The following is a 19,481-nucleotide window of genomic DNA, read 5'->3' as shown; positions in this document are numbered from 1 at the left end:
CCGACAGGACCGAGCTCGGCTGGGGAGGAGGTCCGGATGGCACTGCGTGCCATGGGGCTCCTGGTCGCGTTCTGGCTGGCGGTGGTCCTCGTCGTCGGCGGGTTCGTCGCGGCGGAGGCCGTGCTGTGCGTGGCGATGTCCCCCGCGTCGCTGGCCTTGCTCGTCGTGGCGCCAGGACTCGCGACACTCGTGACGGCGCTGTGCTCGCGCGCCGGCCCCACGCCGACGATCCGGCTCACGCCCGCGTCGACGCGGCTGTGGGAACTGGTGCACTCCGCGGCGGACGACGTCGGCGTCGAGGCTCCGACGTCCGTCCAGCTCGACGCCGGCGTCGCGGTGCGGCTCGCGTCGCGCCGTCGGCTCGTCATCGGAGTCCCGTTGCTCGCGGCGGTGAACCCGGGGCAGCTGAGCGTGTTGGTGCGCCGCGCGCTCAGCGAGGACGTCCGCTTCCGGCCGGCGATCGCGTGGGGAGTGCGGTTCCTCTCCCGCACGCGCGACACCCTGGCCCGCACGCCGCGCTGGAACGCGCCGGCCCGGCCCGCGGTGCGGGCCTTCACCGCGTACTACCTGCGCGTCGCCGAACAAGCGCTGACCACGTCGGACTCGGCGGAGGTGCGGTGGGAACGCGAGGTGATCGAAGAGCTCTGGGAGCTCTTCCTGGTCCGCTACGCCGCGCTCGGCCTGCGAGCGGGATTCCTGCCGGCGCGGCCGATGGCGGGCTTCCGGCGGCTGCTCGACGCCGAGCTCCCCCTCGGCGACGAGGCTCGGGCCAGCGCACTGCTCGCCGAGGGCGAGACGCTCGACCACGCCTTCGCGCAGCTGCTCTCCGAGGAGCAGCGCGCCATGCCGCGGGCCGACTGGGACACGCTCGCCGATTTGTCCCAGCGCCACGAGGTCACGCGCTCGGCCCTGGAGGTCCTCGGCGGCCTCACCCTCGGAGCGGCGCTCGACCGGCTGGCCGCGGGCGAGCTCGCGTTCCTCGCGAAGCCCGGCGCCACGGACGTCGTGGCTTCCGTCCGCTACCGCCTGGCCCTGGTCGTCACGGCGGCCCTGGCGGACGTGGGAGTCGTGCGCTGGCGCATGGCGTGGCCCGGGCCGCCGGAGCTGGTCGTGGACGATCCGGGGGCGGAGGCGATCACGACCGCGCTCGACGAAGCGGCAGCGCTGACGCCGGAGGTGTTGCCGCTGCGAATGCTGCTCGTGGTTTCCGGCGTGCCACCGGACTTCCGGCCGGTTCGGCAGCTGAGCTCGCCCCGATGAGACAGGGCCGCCTTCCCGGAGGAAGACGGCCCTGGTCACACGAGAAAATCAGCGGTTGCTCGCCACCAGCTCCGCGATCTGCACCGCGTTCAACGCCGCACCCTTGCGCAGGTTGTCCGTCGCCACGAACAGCGCCAGGCCGCGACCGTCCGGCACACCGGGATCGGAGCGGATGCGGCCGACGAAGCTCGGGTCCTTGCCCGCGGCCTGCAGCGGCGTGGGGACGTCCGAGAGCTGCACGCCGGGCGCGACCGACAACAGTTCCGTGGCTCGCTCCACCGAGATGGGCTGCGCGAACTCGACGTTGATCGACAGCGCGTGGCCGGAGAACACCGGGACCCGGACGCACGTGCCGGACACGAGCAGCTCCGGCAGGCCCAGGATCTTGCGGCTTTCGTTGCGCAGCTTCTGTTCCTCGTCCGTCTCGAACGAGCCGTCGTCGACGACGGAGCCGGCCATGGGCAGGACGTTGAACGCGATGGGCGCCACGTACTTGGCCGGGGCCGGGAAGTCCACAGCCGAACCGTCGTGGGTCAGGGCCGCCGCGCGGGAGGCGACGGCGTTGACCTGGGCGGCCAGCTCGTCGACGCCGGCGAGGCCGCTGCCGGACACGGCCTGGTAGGTGCTCGTGATCAAGCGCAGCAGGCCGGCCTCGTCGTGCAGCGGCTTGAGCACCGGCATGGCCGCCATGGTGGTGCAGTTGGGGTTCGCGATGATCCCCTTGCGCGCCTCCTTGATGGCTTCCGGGTTGACCTCGCTGACGACCAGCGGCACGTCCGGATCGCGGCGGAAGGCCGACGAGTTGTCGATCACCGTCACGCCCGCGGCGGAGAAGCGCGGCGACTGCTCACGCGAAGTCGAACCGCCCGCGGAGAACAAGGCGATGTCCAAACCGGACGGATCCGCGATGGCGGTGTCCTCGACCGTGATCTCCTCGCCCTGCCACGGAAGCTTCGTTCCCGCTGACCGGGACGACGCGAAGTAGCGCATCTCGTCCACCGGGAAACCGCGCTCCGCCAGCAGCTTCCGCATCACACCGCCGACCTGGCCGGTCGCTCCGACCACCCCGACGCGCAGACCGTTGCTCATCAGCGACCACTCCCCGCATACACAACGGCTTCTTCGTCGCCGCCGAGCTCGAACGCCTCGTGGATCGCGCGCACGGCGTCGTCGAGCTGCGCGTCGCGGATCAGCACCGAGATGCGGATCTCCGAGGTGTTGATGATTTCGATGTTGACGCCCGACTGTGCGAGCGCCTCGCAGAACGTCGCCGTGACACCGGGGTGCGAGCGCATCCCCGCGCCGACGAGCGAGACCTTGCCGACGTGGTCGTCGTACAGCACAGTCTCGAAGCCGATCTCGCCCTTGACCTTCTCGAGCTCCTGCACGGCCTTGGCGCCGTTGGCCTTCGACAGCGTGAACGTGATGTCGGTGCGACCCGAGATCGTGCTGGACACGTTCTGCAGCACCATGTCGATGTCGATCTCCGCGTCGGCGATCACGCGGAAGATCCGGGCGGCCGCCCCGGCGTGGTCCGGCACGCCGGTGACCGTGATCTTGGCCTCCGAACGGTCGTGTGCCACACCGGTGATCAGCGCTTGTTCCACGGGGATCTCCTCGATTGACCCGGTCACGGTGGTGCCCGGCTTGTCGCTGTAGGAAGAGCGGACTCGGATCGGCACGCCGTAGCGGCGCGCGTACTCGACCGAACGCAGGTGCAGGATCTTCGAACCGCTCGCGGCGAGCTCCAGCATCTCCTCGTACGGGATCGTGTCGAGTTTCCGCGCGTCCGGCACGATCCGCGGGTCGGCGGAGTACACACCGTCCACATCGGAATAGATCTCGCACACGTCGGCGCCCAGCGCGGCGGCGAGCGCGACGGCGGTGGTGTCCGAACCGCCGCGGCCGAGCGTCGTGATGTCCTTGGTGTCCTGGGAAACGCCCTGGAACCCGGCCACCAGCGCGATGTAACCCTGGTCCAGGGCCTCCGTGACGCGACTCGGCGTCACGTCGATGATGCGCGCGTTGCCGTGCACCGACGTCGTGACGACACCCGCCTGCGAACCGGTGAACGACCACGCCTCGGCGCCGTGCGCGGAAATCGCCATCGCGACCAGCGCGTTCGAGATGCGCTCACCGGCCGTGAGCAGCATGTCCATCTCCCGCTCCGGCGGCGCGGGGTTCACCTGCTGCGCCAGATCGAGCAGCTCGTCGGTGGTGTCACCCATCGCCGAGCACACCACCACGACGTCGTTGCCCGCCTTCTTGGTGGCGACGATGCGTTCGGCGACGCGCTTGATCCGGTCGGCACTTTCCAGCGACGATCCACCGTACTTCTGGACCACGAGGGCCACAGCCCGAACCTCCTTGACGGGCCGGGAGTGCTCCTGGTGGGCACCGAGGAGCCCCCGCGTCCCTTCACTTGGGCGAAAGCCTACCGGGGCCGAGGGCGCGCGCCACTCAATCGAGTGGCGGCGCACATCGATCGAGGGTGTGTCGGAAGTAAATCTTCCTTAACACCACCGAAATGTTCGAAGCCCTTCCTCCGGAGTGATGGAGAGCACTCCCGCCGTACTACGGTGCGGGACGTGCGCAAACCCGCTGAGACGAGCGTCCCCGTGAGCCAGGCCGTCGCCGAGCGCTGGAGCCCCCGCGCCTTCGACGCGACCGCCGAGGTGTCCCCGCAGGAACTGACCACCTTGCTGGAGGCCGCACGCTGGGCGCCGTCCTTCGGCAACACCCAGCCCGCGCGCTATCTCGTGGGCCGGCGCGGCGACCCCACGTTCACCCGAATCCTGGCCGCGTTGAACACCGGCAACCAGGCGTGGGCGTTCCGCGCGGGCGCGCTGCTCGTCGGCGTGATGGTGACCACCAACGAGAAGGGCGAGGTCCCCTACGCCGAGTACGGCCTCGGCCTGGCGAGCGAGAACCTGGTGCTGCAGGCCGTGGAGCTCGGCCTGATCGCGCACCAGATGGCGGGCTTCTCCCCCGACGCGGTCCGCTCGTCGTTCGGGTTGCCGGACGAGGCCGTGCCGCGGGTGGCCATCGCGGTGGGCCACGCCGCCGACGCCGCCGTGCTGGAGGACGAGCGGCGCATCGAGCGGGAGCTGAAGCCGCGGCAGCGCATTCCACTGAGTGAGTTCGCGTTCAGTGGTGAATGGGGCACGCCCGCGTTGGGTGATTGACGCGCGGAACGACTGATCGCATTCACTTCGCATCGCTAAGTAATGTCGCTCGATCAGGGAACCGCTGATCGCATTCACTTCGCACCGCTAAGTAATGTCGCTCGATCAGGGAACCGCTGATCGGGGCACCGCATCGAAGCCCGCACACACTGGGTGGACATGAGGAGAGAACGACATGCGTAGTCGTGTGCTGGCGGCCCTGGGGGTCTCCGCGGCGGTACTGGCCCTGGCCGGCTGCGGGAGCGAGATGAACGGCACGCCTTCGGCCGCGTCCGGTGCCCCGGCGCAGCAGCAGAGTCAGAGCACCAGCGCGACCCAGGCGAGCACGGAAGCGCCGCCGAGCGCGCAGCAGAACACGTCGTCGGCCGGTGGTTTCACGCCGCAGGGCACCAAGCTGAAGCTGGGCGAGAAGGCGATCGTGCCGTTCAAGTCGGAGGACAAGACGGGCTCGATCGGCGTCACGGTGAAGTCGATCGACAAGGGCACCGAGGCGGACCTCGCGCCGCTGGACCTGGGCGACAAGGCGAAGGGCATGACGCCGTACTACGTGCGCGTCACCGTCTCGAACGAGAGCGGCACGGACTTCTCCTACACCTCGCTCGGGCTGATGAACGCCCTGCTCCCAGACGGTTCCGAAGCGCAGGGTGTGTCCGTGATCGGCACGTTCGACAAGTGCGACAGCGGCGACGCGGGCAAGGACTTCACCACGAAGGGCGCCACGTACGAAAGCTGCGTGCTCGCGGTGGCGCAGGCCGGCACGACGGTGACCGGCGCGTCGTACGACGAGGGCGACTACAGCGACCAGGCTCCGGGCACGGACTACGGCAGCAAGCCGATCACCTGGCAGAGCTGACCCGCGCTGTTCCGAACCCGTGCGAACGGGCCGTTCGCGCCACGGCGGGAACGGCCCGTGACCGCGGTCAGGAAGAGATTCCGCCGATGCGGCGGAGGATCTTCGCGACGATCCCGGACACCACGAGCCAGAAGATCGCCGCGATGCCGTAGTTGACCAGCACCCTGAGTTTCGCGTCACTCGGGGTGAAGAGGTCCTTGAAGCCGATCGAGAGGAAGTCGGCCCAGCTTCGGACGAACGAGACGATTCCGTTGTCCGGATTGGCCTCGCCGACGGTGAAGATCACGTGCAGCACGAGGATCGCGGCGAAGATCAGCCCGACCCACCGCACGAGCGTGGCGACGAAGGAAAACGCCTGCTCACGGGTGCGTCGCCAGTCGATCTCGGCGCGCTTCGGCCGCGACTCGATCTCCGTCTCAGGTGTCTGTTCGGCGTGCTCGCCCATGCTCGGCAGTCTGACACGTCACACCCCCGCCCGCTACCCGCTGGTAACACCCGGCGGGCACCGGACGTAACAGTTCGATCGCGGAGGTGACTTCACAACGGCCGCGTTCCGTGGTTAAGGTGACTTCGTGGCGCGTGCTCTCCTGCTTCGCTGCCGCGACGGGGCCTGACCAGACCGGCTCCTCGTCGCGGGGCTTTGTGGTGCCGGTCGTATGCACCCACCTCGTCAGGAGACGTCTTCACCCATGGCCACGAACGACCCCCGCACGAGCACTTCCCGCGTTCGCACGCCGTCGCGCCCGGCGCCCGCGGACCAGCCCCGCTGGAACCCGCAACGCGGCACGTCGATGCCCGTCCACCGCTACAAGCCCTGGTACGAGCTGATTGAGAACATCGAGCTGCCCGACCGCACCTGGCCCGAGAAGCGCATCGAGCGCGCGCCGCTGTGGTGCGCGGTGGACCTGCGTGACGGCAACCAGGCCCTGATCGACCCGATGTCGCCGGCGCGCAAGCGCAAGTTCTTCGACCTGCTCGTACGCATGGGTTACAAGGAGATCGAGGTCGGGTTCCCCGCCGCGTCGCAGACGGACTTCGACTTCGTCCGCGAGATCATCGACGAGGGCGCGATCCCGGACGACGTGAGCATCCAGGTGCTGACCCAGTGCCGCCCGGAGCTGATCGAGCGCACGTTCAAGTCGCTCGAGGGCGCGCCGCGCGCGATCGTGCACATCTACAACTCGACCTCGATCCTGCAGCGCCGCGTGGTGTTCCGCGAGGAGCGCGAGGGCATCAAGAAGATCGCGACGCAGGCCGCGGAGATGGTCGTCGAGCTGGCCGCAAAGCAGCCGGACACCGACTTCCGCTTCCAGTACTCACCGGAGTCCTACACCGGCACGGAGCTGTCGTACGCGCTCGAGGTCTGCAACGCCGTGACCGAGATCTGGCAGCCGACGCCGGAGAAGCCGGTGATCCTGAACCTGCCGGCGACCGTCGAGATGGCGACGCCGAACGTCTACGCCGACTCGATCGAGTGGATGAGCCGCAACCTGGAGCGCCGCGACTCGGTGATCCTGTCGCTGCACCCGCACAACGACCGCGGCACCGGCATCGCCGCCGCCGAGCTGGGCTACCAGGCGGGCGCCGATCGCATCGAGGGCTGCCTGTTCGGCAACGGCGAGCGCACCGGCAACGTCGACCTCGTCGCGCTGGGCATGAACCTGTTCAGCCAGGGTGTGGACCCGCAGATCGACTTCTCGGACATCGACGAGATCAAGCGCACCGTCGAGTACTGCAACCAGCTGCCCGTGGCCGAGCGCACACCGTGGGGCGGTGACCTGGTGTTCACCGCGTTCTCCGGCAGCCATCAGGACGCGATCAACAAGGGCCTCGACGCGCTGAAGGACGCGGCCGACAAGGCCGGCGTGCCAGTGGACGAGTACCCGTGGGAGGTCCCGTACCTGCCGATCGACCCGAAGGACGTCGGCCGCACGTACGAGGCCGTGATCCGCGTGAACTCGCAGTCGGGCAAGGGCGGCGTCGCCTACATCATGAAGGCCGAGCACCAGCTCGACCTGCCGCGGCGCCTGCAGATCGAGTTCTCCAAGGTGGTCCAGGCCTACACCGATACCGAGGGCGGCGAGGTCGACCCGGCCACGATGTGGAACGCGTTCTCGAAGGAGTACCTCGAGCCGCGCACCCCGCTGGAGCTGGTGCGCCAGCGCGTGACCGACAACGGCGGCGGCGAGTACGACATCGAAGCCACGGTGACCGTCGAGGGCGACGAGCACGACATCACCGGCCGCGGCAACGGTCCCATCGCGGCGTTCTTCGACGCCCTGTCCACCGTCGGCTTCGACCTGCGGCTCCTGGACTACAGCGAACACACCCTGACCCCGGGCGACGACTCGCGCGCCGCGTCGTACATCGAGTGCGCGATCTCCGACCGCGTGTTCTGGGGCGTGGGCATCGACCCGTCGATCGTGACGTCGTCGCTGCGCGCGGTGGTGAGCGCGGTCAACCGCGCGAACCGCTGATGTTGGTGCGGTGAAAGCGGAGAGGCTGGTCGCGCTGCTGTTCACGCTGCAGCGCCGCCGCAGTGCGACCGCCTCTGAGCTCGCCGCGGAACTGGGCGTTTCGGAACGCACGATGCACCGCGATCTGGCGGCCTTGCGGGACGCCGGAGTTCCACTGTGGACGCAGCAGGGCCGGCACGGCGGCTTCCGTCTCGTCGACGGTTGGCGGGCGGGGCCCGACGGGCTGACCGCGCGGGAAGCCGTGGCACTGTTCGCGTTGGGCGCACCGGAAGCGTTGGCAGGGCTGGGGTTGGACACCGCGGGCAGTGCCGCGCGGGCGAAGGTTTCGGCGGGGATGCCGGCCGAGCTGCGGGAGCACGCGGCGCTGGTGGCCGGGCGGTTTCACCTGGATGCGCCGGGGTGGTTCGGTGGCGCCGACCAGCCGGCGGCGTTGAGCACGGTTTCGCGCGCGGTCTGGACGCAGCGCCGGCTCGCGGTTTCCTATCAGCGCAAGGACAAAGTCGCCGACCGGGTGCTGGAGCCGTTGGGGCTCGTGTTGAAGGCGGGGGTCTGGTACCTGGTGGCGCGGGTCGAGAACGCCTACCGCACCTATCGCGTCTCCCGGATCCTCGACGCCGACGAGCTCGGCGAAGAGTTCGACCGCCCCGCCGATTTCGACCTCCCGACATGGTGGCGCACTTCATCCGCAACCTTCGAACAGGTCTCCCGCCCAGTGCGGGTACGAGCCCGCCTGAACCGCCTCGCCATCCGCGAACTCCGCCGCGTCTTCGGCGGCGAACACCTCGCGGACACCGTCCTCTCCCTGGCCGAACCAGACTCCGACGGCTGGGCGCCGGCGGAACTCGCGCTCGAGGGCGGCGAGATCGCCCTCGGTCAACTGGTGGCCCTCAGCCCCGGCATCGAAGTCCTCGACCCACCGGAACTGAGGGCCGCCCTGGCCGACATCGGCACCGAACTCGCCGCCCGCAACGCTCAGCGATAACCGCTCACATCCGCCGGCTTGCCCCACCGCCCCGGAGACAGGCCCCGCCCTCCCAAGGCAGGGTTCCGGCAAGTCCTTGTGCTGGTCGGGCGGGTATTCCGAGCAGGGGCTCGGGTGGCGAGGCGGGGGTGCTGTGGCGATGGCGGTGTGTCCGGCTTGTCGGTGTGCGTTGATGGCGAGGTGCGCAGGCGATGAGGCGGGCTGCGGTGCTGGTTCGGCCAGGTCGGTGTTACTGGTGTCGTGTTCGGAAAGCCGGCTGCTGGTCACGTCGCCGAGGACGGCGCAGCTCTCCACAACTCGACTCGCCTGTGGACAACCACCAATGCTCAGCGATAGCCGCTCACATCCGCCGGCTTGCCGGTGTCCGCCACCTCCACCAGGTAGCGCCACGCGTCCGGGCGGCTGCCGTCCACGTCGTCGATCGAGTAGGCCTGGGCGAGTTGGCCGCTGCTCACCGTCTGGCCGGACCAGCGAGCGCGGTCCGGGTCCGCGGCCAGCGCGACGATCGCCCGGCCGCCGAAGGCCGGGGATTCCGAGATGGCGAAATGCGGCACCTCGGCCACCGCATCGCGCCACGTGGCTTCCGTGACGCCGTAGATCTCGAGCATCGCTTCGGAACGCAGGTAGCCCGGGGTGAACGCGACGGCCGTGCAGCCGAACGGCGCCAGCTCCGCCGCCTCGCCGATCGCCAGCGGGTGGGCCGAAGCCTTCGCCAGGTAAAACGGCAGCGAGGTCCCCGCCCGATACCGCGCGTTGTACGACGCGGTGCCGTCCGTCAGCTCCACCACCAGGCCGCCCTGGCGGTCGATCATCAGCGGCAGCAGGTGGTGGCTGGTGATGAGGTGCGCGTCGATCGCCAGGCGGATCATGCGCAGGCCCGCGTCCAGCGAGTGTTCCCAGACGGGTTTGCCCCATTCCAGGTGGCGGTCGCCGCCCCAGAGGCCGTTGACGAGGATGTCCAGGTGGTCCAGCCGAGAGGCCAGGGCCGCGACTTCGGAGGGCACCAGGTGGTCGACGCGGATGGCCTCGCCGCGGCCACCCGCCTCCTCGATCAAGGAAACCGTCTCCTCGATCGTCTCCGGACGGTCCACTTCGGACCGCTCGGAGCCCGAAGTACGCCCGGTCACGTAAACGAAGGCCCCCGCCCGCCCCAGCTCCACGGCGATCGCGCGGCTGGCACCGCGCGTGCCACCCGCGACCAGGGCGATCTTTCCCAAAAGGTTCATGCGGACCACGGTCGCGGTCAACCATGACACCCGCTGTCATGGTTGACCCGAGCTGTGTACCGCCTGTGCCTTTCTGTGAGTACTCGGTGAACAGGACTCATCCGCCCGCGCACGGCGGTTAATGGGAGTGTGGACGCAACGACGGCAGGGCTCGTGGTGCTGTTCGTCGTCTCGCTGGTGCCCCTGCTGCCCACCGAGGTGACGATCCTCGGCATGGGCATCGCGGCCGCGCAAGGCGGGACGTCGCTGGCCGTGGTGATCACCGTCGCCACCGCCGGGTGCCTGATGGGCGACCAGGCCCTCTACGCGCTGGGCCGCTTCGGCGGCGCGCGCGTACTGGAGCGCCTCAGCCGGCGCCGCAAGATGGCCGCCGGACTGGCCTGGCTCGACGGCCGCCTGCAACGCCACCCGCGCCCGATCCTGGTCCTCGCCCGCTGGCTGCCCTCGGGCGGCACGGTCGGCGCGCTGCTGGCCGGTTCGCTGCGCTGGCCGATGGGCGAGTTCTTCAGCGCGTCGGCGATCGGCATCACGCTGTGGACGTCGTATGTCGCCTTCCTCGGTTATGCCGGCGGCGAGCTCATCGACGAACCGGTGGTCAGCATGCTGCTCTCCTTCGGCGTCGCCACGCTGCTCGGCGTCGCGATCACGTTCGGCGTCCGCCGCGGCGCCCGGAGCTAGCTCGTCAACGCCGCCACTTCCTCGCGCAGCTGGGCGATCACCGTCGCCACCGCCGGCCGCGACAACGCACCCCGCCGGCACACCACCTCGACCAGTCGCGCAGCGCGGATCCCCGCCAGGGGACGCCCGACCAGACCGCTGCCCCGCCGCGTGTCCATCGTGTAGCGCGGCAACAGCGCGATGCCGTGCCCCGCCGCGACGAGCCGCTCGGTGATGCGGAAATCGTTGATGCGCTGCACGATCTGCGGCCGAACCCCCGTCCGCACGGTCAGCGACCGCAGCACGTCGTCCACCGGAAATCCGTGGTCCACGGAGATCCAGCGTTCGTCGGCGAGGTCCGCGAGATCCACCCGGCGCCGCCGCGCCAACACGTGCCCGGCCGGCAACGCGACGTCCAACGGCTCCCGCAGCAGCGGCACCACCTCGAGCCGGTCGGAGGTGAACTCGCCGGCGTGCTCGTCCCGGTGCGTCACGACCACGTCGTAGTCCGCGACCAGCCCCGGCACGTCCGAAGGCGTCATGTCGACATCGCGGACGTCCACCTCCAGACCGTCGAACGCCGCGACGCGCGTGAGCAGCCCCGGCAGCAACATCAGGCCCGCCGACTGGAAAATCGCGATCCGCACCCGCCCGCGCGGCGCACTTCGGTACGTGTCGAGCTCGGATTCCGCCCGGTCCAGCGCGGCGAGCACCTCGTCGGCGCGCCCGACGAGCGCCCGGCCGGCGTCGGTGAGCCGCAGGCCGCGGCCGTCCGGCTCGGTCAGCGGCAGGCCGACCTCCGTCTGAAGCGCGCGCAGCTGCTGCGACACCGCCGAAGGGGTGCAGTGCAGCGCCCTCGCCGCCGCGGTCACGCTGCCGCGGTCCGCGAACTCCCGCAATGTCCGAAGTCTTCCGAGGTCCACCATGTCCACCTTTACCGATCCGACCAAAAGTAGGCGGGCACCCAACCGGACGTCACGTGTCTGGCAACCATTCCCGCCGTGGCTGTGGTCGGGTCGGTAAACAACAACACAGTATTTGAAGGACAGCTACATGGTCAGTGCAGTTTTTCTCGCTGGTCCTTCACGATCCGCGCCTGCACAGTGGAGGACATGCCCGCACGTGACCGTCTCCTCGCTGTGCTCGTCGCCGTGCTGTGGGGCTGCAACTTCCTCGCCATCCACGCCGCACTGGGCCAGTTCCCGCCGATGTTCGCCGGCGCGTTGCGGTTCGCGCTGATCGCGATCCCGACGATCCTGTTCGTGCCGTGGCCGAAGGTGAAGCTGCGCTACCTGCTCGGCTACGGCCTCGGGTTCGGCACCGGCCAGTTCGCGTTCCTGTTCGTCGCCATGGACCTCGGCATGCCGACGGGCCTGGCCTCGCTGGTGCTGCAGGCGTCCGCGCCGTTCACCGTGCTGCTCGGCGCCGTGCTCCTGCGCGAACGGGTGTCCGGCCGCCAGCTCACCGGCATCCTGCTGGCCGTCGCGGGCATGACGGCGATCGCGTGGCAGCAGTCCTCGCACGCCGCGCTGCTGCCGGTGATCCTGACGCTGCTGGCCGCCCTGAGCTGGGCGTTCGGCAACCTCGCGGTGCGTCGCGCGACACCCGACAACCCGGTGCACCTCATGCTGTGGATGTCCGTGGTCCCGCCGCTGCCGATGCTGGCGCTGTCGTTCGTCTTCGAAGGCCCGACGGCCGGCTGGCACTCGCTCACGACGCTCGGCACCACCACTGGCCTGATCGGCGTCGCGGGCATGGCGTACGTGATCGTGTTCGGCACTGTCGTGGGCTCCGGCATCTGGACGACACTCATGAAGCACCACCCCGCCGGCGTCGTCGCGCCGTTCTCTCTGCTCGTGCCGGTGGTCGGGCTCACGGCGTCGTACTTCGTACTCGACGAGGTGCCCACGGTGCTCGAGATCGTCGCCGCGGCCGTGGTGATCGGCGGGGTGCTGCTGGGGAGTCTTCGCCGAAAGCCCGTGGAGCTGCCCGACGAAGACCTGCTACCCGCCGGGGCCTGAGGCAGGCGGGGCGAGGCGGGCGTCGAGCTGGCTCCAGGCGGCGAGCGCCACCAGCCCGGCCAGCCCGAACACCGCGGGCAGCCCGACTCCGGCCGCCGCCGCGCCGGCTAAGGGTGACGCCGCAGTCTGCCCGACGCCGAGGCCGACGAACGACCAGGTGACCCCGCGAGCCGGACGCGTGGGGAACAGGCGAGCGGCCCACAGGATGCACAGCCCCGTCAGGGCCATGTAGGTGGCGCCGAACAGCGCGCTGGAAACCAGCGCGCCAAGCAGTCCCGGTCGCGGTAGAGCCAGCAGTGCGAGGCCGGCCGCCGCCAGCGTCCACGTGACGAGGTTGGCAGTCCGCAGCCCGACGCGCTCGGCGGCGCGCCCGGCCAGCCCGCCGAGCAACCCGGCCGCGCCGATCGTGAACCAGCACCAGGTCGCCGCGGTCGGGCTCAGACCTGTCGCGGTGAGCCGGGAGCTGGAGAACGTCCAGTACGGCGCGCTCGTCGCTCCGATGAGGACGGAGTTGACCACGAGCGGCGTCAGGCCGTGGACCGGCGTGGACTTCGCCGGGATCGTGGCGGACGCGGGCGGGCGTGGCAACGTCCGCCAGGCGAGCACCGTCATCGCCGCGGCGAGCACGGCGAAGCCCGCCCAGATCGAGGACCAGCCGAACGCCAGCAGCGGCGTGAACGCCGACGCGGCCAGCCCGAGCCCGGTCCCGGTATTGGCCCAGGTCTGCGCCCGGACCCGGTGGCGCGCCCCGACGGTTTCCCCGATCAGCTGCGCGACGCCGGGCGAGACCAGGCCCGCGCTGCCGCCCGCCACGACGATCCCACCGCCGAACACGGCCACGTTCGGCGCGGCGGCCATGAGCCCGAGCCCCACCGCCGCCAACGCGCCGGCCAGCAGCACGGTGGCGCGCGCGGATCGCGTGGCCGTGCGCAGGGACAGCAGCAGCCCGGCGCCGTAGCCCGCGGTGGACAGTCCGCCGAGCACGCCGACGCCGACGGTCGTGAGCCCGAACGTCTCGCCGAACCGGGGCACGAACAGTCCGTAGGCGTAGCGCGCGAACCCGTAGCAGAGCGCGATCACGCCGGCGCCGACCGCGGCGGTGGACCACCACCGCGCGGTTGTCCGCTCGCTGACACTGACCATGGCCGTAACCAAACAGACAGGTCTGTCTGTTGTCAACCGATGCTAGTATTTGGACTGGTAACAGCGAGACTGCACAGTCTGGAGGTGTCGTGGCACGGACCCGGTCCGGCGACGCGGGAGCCAAGGTGCTCAAGGCGGCGTCGACGTTGTTCTACCGCGACGGCATCCACGCCGTGGGGGTCGACACCGTGGCGGCCGAGGCGGGCGTGACGAAGGCCGCGCTCTACGGCAACTTCGGTTCGAAGAGCCGGCTCGTCGTCGCCTACCTGCGCGAGCGGGACCGGCAGTGGCAGGAGGAGATCGACCGGATCACGGCCGGGCACACGGATCCGGCTGACCGGGTCTTGGCGGTGTTCGACGCCTATGAAGCCTGGCTCTCCCGCGACGGCTTCCGCGGCTGCGGCTTCCTCAACGCCACCTCGGAGTTCCCCGATCCGGCCGACCCGGTGCGCGAAGTCGTCCGCCACCACAAGACCGCGCTGCACGGCTACCTGCTGACGCAGCTCCGCCGCATCAATCCGGAGCCCGCCGAAACCCTGGCCGACGAGCTGATGCTGTTACTGGAGGGCGCCGCGGTCACGTCGGTCGTCACCCAGGCCTCGCGGCCGTTCCACACGGCGAAGCGGCTCGCGGCGACGCTGATCTCCCCGCCGGCGAACTAGGCGACCGCGTCGTCCTTCTGCTCTGCCTGCACCTCGTGGTTGCGCGACATGCGCTTCTTGAGCACCAGCGTCACGACCACACCGATCACCAGCGCCGCGCCGAGGCCGGCCCACTGGAAGCCCTTGAGCCACTTGTCCGCGACCACGCCGAGGTAGTAGATCAACGCGGTGGTGCCGCCGGCCCAGACGATGCCGCCGAGCGCGTTGGCGATGAGGAAGCGCGGGTAGTGCATGTTCAGCGAACCCGCGAGCGGGCCGGCGAGGATGCGCAGCACGGCGACGAAGCGGCCGAAGAACACGGCCCACATGCCGCGTTTGTGGAACATGCGTTCCGCGTTCGCGATGTGTTGTGGACCGAAGTGTTTGGGGAACTTCCGGCCGGCCCAGTCGAAGAGGCGTTTACCGCCCTTGCGGCCGATCAGGTAGCCGATGCTGTCGCCGATGATGGCACCCGCGCTGGCCAGGACACCGATCCACAGCGGGTTGAGACCACTGTGCGAGGAAGCGAGAAGCGCCGCGCTCACGAGCACGATCTCGCCGGGCAGCGGGATCCCGAGGCTCTCGACCATCACGACGAGCCCCACGAGGAGGTAGACCGACAGCGGAGGGATCGCCTCCAGCACGTGGTCGATGTTCACTGCGCCTACCCCCTGCGGCTTGCCGATTTTGTGCCTGCTCTCCGCAGACTACCGGGGCCCTGATGCGCGGGCGTCACCCTTCAGTCGGGGGCCGGGTCCGACTTGAGTCAGGGTTTTCCGGTCATATCGGGCAAAGCACGCGCTTCAAGGTGCCTGCGCTCGGGCAAGCTCAACGTCCGTCGCGCCGCCGCGGCGTAGAACTCCCGGGCGGCTTCGAGATCACCCGCGAGTTCGAGCAGGTGCGCGCGGACGACGTCGACGCGATAGTGGTCCGGCGGTTCGGCGGCGTCGAGCTCGGCCAGCGCGACGGCCGGACCCTCGACCATCGCGAGCGCCACGAGCCGGTTGAGCGTCACCATCGGTCCCGGCGCGACCTGGCGCAGCAGGTCGTAGAGCAGCAGGATCTGGGGCCAGTCGGTGTCCTCGGCCGAAACCGCCTCGTCGTGGACGGCGGCGATCGCGGCCTGCAGCTGGTACGGACCGACGGGCGCGGTCGCGAGGGCGTGGGTGATCAGCGCCGTGCCCTCGGCGATGGCGTCGGCGTCCCACCGCGAACGGTCCTGCTCCGCGAGGGGGACCATCGTGCCGCCGGGCCCCAGGCGAGCGGCCCGGCGCGCGCCGGTGAGCAGCATCAACGCGAGCAAGCCGGTCACCTCACCATCGTCAGGGAGCTCAGCGTGCAGCTGCCGCGTGAGCCGGATGGCCTCGGCCGTGAGCTCCACGCGGTCGACGGCCGAGCCCGCGCTGGCCGTGTGCCCCTCCGTGAAGACCAGGTACAACACCTGCAGCACGGCGGCGACGCGAGCGGGCCGCTCGTCCGCCGGCGGCAGGCTGAACGACGTGCCCTTCACCTTCTGCTTCGCGCGGCTGATGCGCTGGCCGATCGTCGGCTCCGGCACGAGGAACGCCCGCGCGATCTCGGCCGTCGTCAGGCCCCCGACCGCGCGCAACGTCAGCGCGACCTGCGAAGGCCGCGTCAACGCCGGGTGGCAGCAGAGCAGCAGCAACGTAAGCGTGTCGTCCACGGCCGGCGCCGGATCCGGGTCGGGTGGCGCCAGCGCGGCCACCGTCTCCTCACGCCGCTGCCGGGCGGACTCGCTGCGCCACAGCTCGATCCGCCGCCGCGAAGCAGTGGTGATGAGCCACGCCTTGGGGTTGTCCGGCACGCCGTCGCGCGGCCACTGCACCGCGGCGGCGAGGAGGGCCTCCTGCACGGCGTCCTCGCACGTGTCGAACCCGCCGTAGCGGCGCACGAGCGCGGTGAGGACCTGCGGCGCCAGCTCGCGCAGGAGGCCCTCGATCACAGGTCCGCCAGGTCGAAGTCCACGTCCCCGGTCAAGCCCATCACGGGCCGGACCTCGATCGTCGCGTACGGCGCCTCGGGGATCCGCGCCGCGATCTCCAGCGCGCGCTCTTCGGAGTCGCATTCCAACAGGTAGAAGCCGGCGAGCTGCTCCTTGATCTCCGCGAACGGGCCGTCGGTGGTGCTTACCTCGTCGTCGCGCACGATGACCTGCTTCGTGAGCTCGGGCGCGGCCAGCCGTTCGGACACGATGCGCTCGCCGGAGCCGTCGAGGTCGTCGTTGAACTCGACGTACGCGCGCAGGCCCGCGGCCTTCTGCTCGTCACTCATCCCCGCCCACACCGCGCGCGAAGCCGGGTTGCCGTAGATCAGGACCAAGTACTTCATCGGGTGCCTCCTCGAAATTGTCTTCACCCGGATGTCGAAGCCACGCCGACGGCTTCGACGTCCCCCGTGAAACCCGGAGAACTAAAGGAGAGCACAGAATGTCCGAGAACGAGATCCGCGACCTGCTGGCCGAGCGCACCGCCGCCATGTACGCCAAGGACCCCGCGCGCCTGGTGGCGGGCTACGCCGAGGGTGCCGTGAAGTTCGATCTGGCGCCGCCGCTGCGTACCACCGGGGCGTCCGCGGAGTTCCTCACGAAGTGGTTCGGCACCTTCGACAGCCCGGTGACCTACGAGTACACCGACGTCGAAGTGACCGAGTCCGGCGACTTCGCCTTCACCACGGCGCTGGCGAAGATGTCGGCCGTGCCGGCGGGGATGGGCGAACCGTTCACGCTGTGGTTCCGCTCGACGCTGGCCTTCCGTCGCGTCGACGGCGCGTGGCGGATCGTGCACGAGCACAGCTCGACGCCGTTCCACATGGACGGTTCGTTCCGGGCGGCCATCGATCTGCAGCCGTAGAACGCGGTGAAGGGCACCTCGATGAGATCGAGGTGCCCTTCACGCCCGTCGATTACAGGATTTCGCTGACCGAGCCGATGTCCGGCGCCGCGTCCGGGTTGAGCACCCCGGTGAGCTCCACCAGCTCGGGCTCCACGTCGTGCGGCTGGATGCGGCCGTCGCGGATGTCCTCGGCGTAGTGGCACGCCACGCGGTGCCCGGCGCCGATCTCGCGCAGCTGCGGCCGGTCGGTGTCGCACAGGCTCGCCTGCCGCCACGGGCAGCGCGTGTGGAACCGGCAGCCGGTCGGCGGGTTCGCCGGCGAAGGCAAGTCGCCCGCGAGCAGGATCTGCTCACGTGTGTCCTCGACGAGCGGGTCCGGCACGGGAATCGCCGAAAGCAGCGCCCGCGTGTACGGGTGCAGCGGGTTCTCGTACAGCTCCGCCGAGGTCGTCTCCTCCACCAGCGCGCCCAGGTACATCACGCCGATGCGGTCGGAGATGTGCCGGACGACGGCGAGGTCGTGCGCGATCACCACATACGTCAGGCCCAGCTCGTTCTGCAGGTCCTCCAGCAGGTTCACGACCTGCGCCTGCACCGACACGTCGAGCGCGGAAACCGGCTCGTCGGCCACGATCAGGTCCGGCTCTACGGCCAGCGCTCGCGCGATGCCGATGCGCTGGCGCTGCCCGCCCGAGAACTCGTGCGGGTACTTGCGCAGCGCCGTCTCGGGCAGGCCGACCGCGCCCAGCAGCTCACGCAGCCGCTGGTCCGTCGCCGCTTTGTCCTTGGCCAGCCCGTGCGCGCGCATGCCTTCGAGCAGGATGGACTCCACCGGCTGCCGAGGGTCCAAACTGGACATCGGGTCCTGGAAGATCATCTGCATGCGCCGGCGCGCCTTGCGCAGCTTCTCGCCCTTGAGCTGGGCGACGTCCGTGCCGTCGAACACGACCTTGCCGGCCGTCGGCTCGTTGAGCCGCAGGATCGCGCGGCCCAAAGTGGACTTGCCGCAGCCGGACTCGCCGACCAGCCCGTAGGTCTCGCCGCGGCGGATCGACAGGTCGACCCCGTCCACCGCGTACACGTGCCCGACGGTGCGGTCGACCACGATGCCGCGCTTGATCGGGAAGTGCACCTTGAGGTCGGTGACCTCCAGCAGAACGTCGTCCTGCGGCTCGTTGAGCACCTCGGTCATCGGGTCCCTCCTGCGGTGGCCACGGCGGGCTTCACCGGGTTGTGGCAGCGCAGCAGGCCGTTGTGATCGGGGACGAGCTGCGGCGAACGCTCCTGGCAGACCTCCAGCGCGTTGGGGCAGCGCGGCGCGAAGGCGCACCCGCCGTCCCACGGGATGTTGTCGGACACGGAGCCGGGGATCGGCACGAGCTTCTCGCCCCGGCCGACGTCGAGGCGCGGAATCGAGGCCAGCAGCCCGTGGGTGTACGGGTGCCTCGGCTCGGCGAACAGCGCGTGGCGCTCGGCGCGCTCCACGATCTTGCCGCCGTAGAGCACGTTGACCTCGTCGCAGAGGCCGGCGACGACACCGAGGTCGTGCGTGATCATGATCAGCGCGGTGCCGGTGTCCTGCACGAGTTCCCGCAGCAGCGCCAGGATCTGTGCCTGAATGGTCACGTCGAGCGCGGTGGTCGGCTCGTCGGCGATGAGCAGCCGCGGCCGGCACGCGAGCGCGATGGCGATGAGCGCGCGCTGGCGCATCCCGCCCGAAAGCTGGTGCGGGTACTCGGAAAGCCGCCGTGTGGGGTCGGGAATGCCGACCTTGTCGAGCAGGTCCGCGGCCTCGACTTTCGCCTTGCTGCGCGACATCCCGCGGTGGCGTTCGAGCACCTCGGTGATCTGCAGGCCGATCGGGATCACGGGGTTGAGCGAGGACAGCGGGTCCTGGAACACCATGCCCAGGTCGCGCCCGCGCCGGTCGCGCATGTCACGGTCGGAGATCTTCAGCAGGTCGGTGCCCTCGAACGACACCGAACCGCTGACCTTGTTGCCGCGCTTGGCCAGCAGCCGCATGATCGCCAGCGACGTCACGGACTTGCCGCAGCCGGACTCGCCCACGAGCCCCACCGTCTGGCCGGGTTCGACGTCGAAGCTGACGCCGTCGACCGCGGTGAACGGCTTCTCACCGCGGCGCTGGAACACGACCGAGAGGTCGCGGACTTCGAGGAGTGCCAT

Annotated in this window: 20 protein-coding genes; 9 read left to right on the top strand and 11 right to left on the bottom strand. The window is 70.0% G+C overall.

All coding sequences use genetic code 11. The features are described from left to right. The first annotated feature begins 36 nt into the window (after positions 1-36). Positions 37-1,260, top strand: a complete 1,224-nt coding sequence (locus AB0383_RS11495) for a hypothetical protein (RefSeq protein WP_366186773.1) — start codon at positions 37-39, stop codon at positions 1,258-1,260. Positions 1,261-1,308: 48 nt separating this feature from the next. Here the strand turns inward: AB0383_RS11495 and AB0383_RS11490 are convergent, their stop codons facing one another. Beyond that, the gene (locus tag AB0383_RS11490) at positions 1,309-2,349 is read right to left on the bottom strand and encodes an aspartate-semialdehyde dehydrogenase (RefSeq protein WP_220244907.1); all 1,041 of its coding nucleotides are present in this window, start codon (positions 2,347-2,349) and stop codon (positions 1,309-1,311) included. Next, positions 2,349-3,614 (bottom strand): aspartate kinase, encoded by a 1,266-nt coding sequence (locus tag AB0383_RS11485; RefSeq protein ID WP_364170318.1) that lies wholly within the window; start codon positions 3,612-3,614, stop codon positions 2,349-2,351. Before AB0383_RS11485 ends, AB0383_RS11490 begins: the two co-directional genes overlap by 1 nt. A 234-nt stretch (positions 3,615-3,848) precedes the next feature. Here AB0383_RS11485 and AB0383_RS11480 point away from each other — a divergent pair, with 234 nt between their 5' ends. Beyond that, on the top strand, positions 3,849-4,445 hold the full coding sequence (locus AB0383_RS11480; protein WP_366186770.1) for a nitroreductase family protein: 597 nt from the start codon (positions 3,849-3,851) through the stop codon (positions 4,443-4,445). Between the two features lie 175 nt (positions 4,446-4,620). Continuing rightward, positions 4,621-5,298, top strand: a complete 678-nt coding sequence (locus AB0383_RS11475; protein WP_366186768.1) for a hypothetical protein — start codon at positions 4,621-4,623, stop codon at positions 5,296-5,298. A 67-nt stretch (positions 5,299-5,365) separates the two neighbouring features. On the opposite strand, the gene AB0383_RS11470 is transcribed toward AB0383_RS11475, so the two are convergent. Beyond that, entirely contained in the window at positions 5,366-5,743 is a 378-nt protein-coding gene (locus tag AB0383_RS11470; RefSeq protein WP_366186766.1) for a hypothetical protein, read from the bottom strand. A gap of 244 nt (positions 5,744-5,987) precedes the next feature. Between AB0383_RS11470 and leuA the strand changes: the two genes are divergently transcribed. Continuing rightward, the gene (gene leuA / locus AB0383_RS11465) at positions 5,988-7,775 is read left to right on the top strand and encodes a 2-isopropylmalate synthase (RefSeq protein ID WP_364170307.1); all 1,788 of its coding nucleotides are present in this window, start codon (positions 5,988-5,990) and stop codon (positions 7,773-7,775) included. Positions 7,776-7,785: 10 nt separating this feature from the next. Further along, positions 7,786-8,757 carry a YafY family protein gene (locus AB0383_RS11460; RefSeq protein ID WP_366186764.1) on the top strand — a complete coding sequence of 324 codons (972 nt, stop codon included), beginning with the start codon at positions 7,786-7,788 and terminating at the stop codon, positions 8,755-8,757. Between the two features lie 326 nt (positions 8,758-9,083). Here the strand turns inward: AB0383_RS11460 and AB0383_RS11455 are convergent, their stop codons facing one another. Next, positions 9,084-9,983 carry an SDR family oxidoreductase gene (locus AB0383_RS11455; RefSeq protein ID WP_366186762.1) on the bottom strand — a complete coding sequence of 300 codons (900 nt, stop codon included), beginning with the start codon at positions 9,981-9,983 and terminating at the stop codon, positions 9,084-9,086. Positions 9,984-10,112: 129 nt separating this feature from the next. Between AB0383_RS11455 and AB0383_RS11450 the strand changes: the two genes are divergently transcribed. Further along, complete coding sequence (locus AB0383_RS11450) at positions 10,113-10,661, top strand: DedA family protein (RefSeq protein ID WP_366186760.1); 549 nt, start codon at positions 10,113-10,115, stop codon at positions 10,659-10,661. On the opposite strand, the gene AB0383_RS11445 is transcribed toward AB0383_RS11450, so the two are convergent. Further along, on the bottom strand, positions 10,658-11,563 hold the full coding sequence (locus AB0383_RS11445) for a LysR family transcriptional regulator (RefSeq protein ID WP_364170738.1): 906 nt from the start codon (positions 11,561-11,563) through the stop codon (positions 10,658-10,660). The genes AB0383_RS11450 and AB0383_RS11445 overlap by 4 nt on opposite strands. Before the next feature lie 189 nt (positions 11,564-11,752). On the opposite strand from AB0383_RS11445, the gene AB0383_RS11440 reads away from it, so the two are divergent. Further along, positions 11,753-12,661 (top strand): EamA family transporter, encoded by a 909-nt coding sequence (locus AB0383_RS11440; RefSeq protein ID WP_366186758.1) that lies wholly within the window; start codon positions 11,753-11,755, stop codon positions 12,659-12,661. On the opposite strand, the gene AB0383_RS11435 is transcribed toward AB0383_RS11440, so the two are convergent. After that, complete coding sequence (locus tag AB0383_RS11435; protein WP_366186756.1) at positions 12,644-13,804, bottom strand: MFS transporter; 1,161 nt, start codon at positions 13,802-13,804, stop codon at positions 12,644-12,646. The two genes, AB0383_RS11440 and AB0383_RS11435, sit on opposite strands and share 18 nt — an antisense overlap. Positions 13,805-13,893: 89 nt before the next feature. Here AB0383_RS11435 and AB0383_RS11430 point away from each other — a divergent pair, with 89 nt between their 5' ends. Further along, positions 13,894-14,466: a TetR/AcrR family transcriptional regulator gene (locus tag AB0383_RS11430; RefSeq protein WP_366186754.1), complete on the top strand. Its 573-nt coding sequence runs from the start codon at positions 13,894-13,896 to the stop codon at positions 14,464-14,466. On the opposite strand, the gene AB0383_RS11425 is transcribed toward AB0383_RS11430, so the two are convergent. The 3 genes from AB0383_RS11425 to AB0383_RS11415 all read right to left on the bottom strand — a co-directional run bounded on the left by AB0383_RS11425 (position 14,463) and on the right by AB0383_RS11415 (position 16,794). Further along, the gene (locus AB0383_RS11425; RefSeq protein ID WP_364170287.1) at positions 14,463-15,104 is read right to left on the bottom strand and encodes a DedA family protein; all 642 of its coding nucleotides are present in this window, start codon (positions 15,102-15,104) and stop codon (positions 14,463-14,465) included. The genes AB0383_RS11430 and AB0383_RS11425 overlap by 4 nt on opposite strands. Positions 15,105-15,211: 107 nt before the next feature. Next, positions 15,212-16,408 (bottom strand): DUF6596 domain-containing protein, encoded by a 1,197-nt coding sequence (locus AB0383_RS11420; protein WP_366186751.1) that lies wholly within the window; start codon positions 16,406-16,408, stop codon positions 15,212-15,214. Continuing rightward, positions 16,405-16,794 carry a YciI family protein gene (locus tag AB0383_RS11415; RefSeq protein WP_364170281.1) on the bottom strand — a complete coding sequence of 130 codons (390 nt, stop codon included), beginning with the start codon at positions 16,792-16,794 and terminating at the stop codon, positions 16,405-16,407. The genes AB0383_RS11420 and AB0383_RS11415 overlap by 4 nt, the downstream gene beginning before the upstream one ends. A 98-nt stretch (positions 16,795-16,892) precedes the next feature. Here AB0383_RS11415 and AB0383_RS11410 point away from each other — a divergent pair, with 98 nt between their 5' ends. Beyond that, positions 16,893-17,315 carry a nuclear transport factor 2 family protein gene (locus AB0383_RS11410; protein WP_366186749.1) on the top strand — a complete coding sequence of 141 codons (423 nt, stop codon included), beginning with the start codon at positions 16,893-16,895 and terminating at the stop codon, positions 17,313-17,315. A gap of 52 nt (positions 17,316-17,367) precedes the next feature. Here the strand turns inward: AB0383_RS11410 and AB0383_RS11405 are convergent, their stop codons facing one another. Next, entirely contained in the window at positions 17,368-18,489 is a 1,122-nt protein-coding gene (locus tag AB0383_RS11405; protein WP_366186747.1) for an ABC transporter ATP-binding protein, read from the bottom strand. After that, complete coding sequence (locus AB0383_RS11400; protein WP_364170272.1) at positions 18,486-19,481, bottom strand: ABC transporter ATP-binding protein; 996 nt, start codon at positions 19,479-19,481, stop codon at positions 18,486-18,488. The genes AB0383_RS11405 and AB0383_RS11400 overlap by 4 nt, the downstream gene beginning before the upstream one ends.

It is taken from the genome of Amycolatopsis sp. NPDC051373 (genome assembly GCF_040689465.1).
Taxonomy (GTDB): Bacteria; Actinomycetota; Actinomycetes; order Mycobacteriales; family Pseudonocardiaceae; genus Amycolatopsis.
The sequence above is the reverse complement of the archived record's forward strand: the minus strand, read 5'-3'. Positions and strand labels throughout refer to the sequence as shown.

Excerpts from the sequence above, each read along its gene's own strand:
- leuA (WP_364170307.1), top strand. The coding sequence starts at position 5,988 with ATGGCCACGAACGACCCCCGCACGAGCACTTCCCGCGTTCGCACGCCG.
- AB0383_RS11490 (WP_220244907.1), bottom strand. The coding sequence starts at position 2,349 with ATGAGCAACGGTCTGCGCGTCGGGGTGGTCGGAGCGACCGGCCAGGTC.
- AB0383_RS11470 (WP_366186766.1), bottom strand. The coding sequence starts at position 5,743 with ATGGGCGAGCACGCCGAACAGACACCTGAGACGGAGATCGAGTCGCGG.
- AB0383_RS11400 (WP_364170272.1), bottom strand. The coding sequence starts at position 19,481 with ATGGCACTCCTCGAAGTCCGCGACCTCTCGGTCGTGTTCCAGCGCCGC.
- AB0383_RS11435 (WP_366186756.1), bottom strand. The coding sequence starts at position 13,804 with ATGGTCAGTGTCAGCGAGCGGACAACCGCGCGGTGGTGGTCCACCGCC.
- AB0383_RS11455 (WP_366186762.1), bottom strand. The coding sequence starts at position 9,983 with ATGAACCTTTTGGGAAAGATCGCCCTGGTCGCGGGTGGCACGCGCGGT.
- AB0383_RS11410 (WP_366186749.1), top strand. The coding sequence starts at position 16,893 with ATGTCCGAGAACGAGATCCGCGACCTGCTGGCCGAGCGCACCGCCGCC.
- AB0383_RS11415 (WP_364170281.1), bottom strand. The coding sequence starts at position 16,794 with ATGAAGTACTTGGTCCTGATCTACGGCAACCCGGCTTCGCGCGCGGTG.
- AB0383_RS11405 (WP_366186747.1), bottom strand. The coding sequence starts at position 18,489 with ATGACCGAGGTGCTCAACGAGCCGCAGGACGACGTTCTGCTGGAGGTC.
- AB0383_RS11495 (WP_366186773.1), top strand. The coding sequence starts at position 37 with ATGGCACTGCGTGCCATGGGGCTCCTGGTCGCGTTCTGGCTGGCGGTG.
- AB0383_RS11440 (WP_366186758.1), top strand. The coding sequence starts at position 11,753 with ATGCCCGCACGTGACCGTCTCCTCGCTGTGCTCGTCGCCGTGCTGTGG.
- AB0383_RS11475 (WP_366186768.1), top strand. The coding sequence starts at position 4,621 with ATGCGTAGTCGTGTGCTGGCGGCCCTGGGGGTCTCCGCGGCGGTACTG.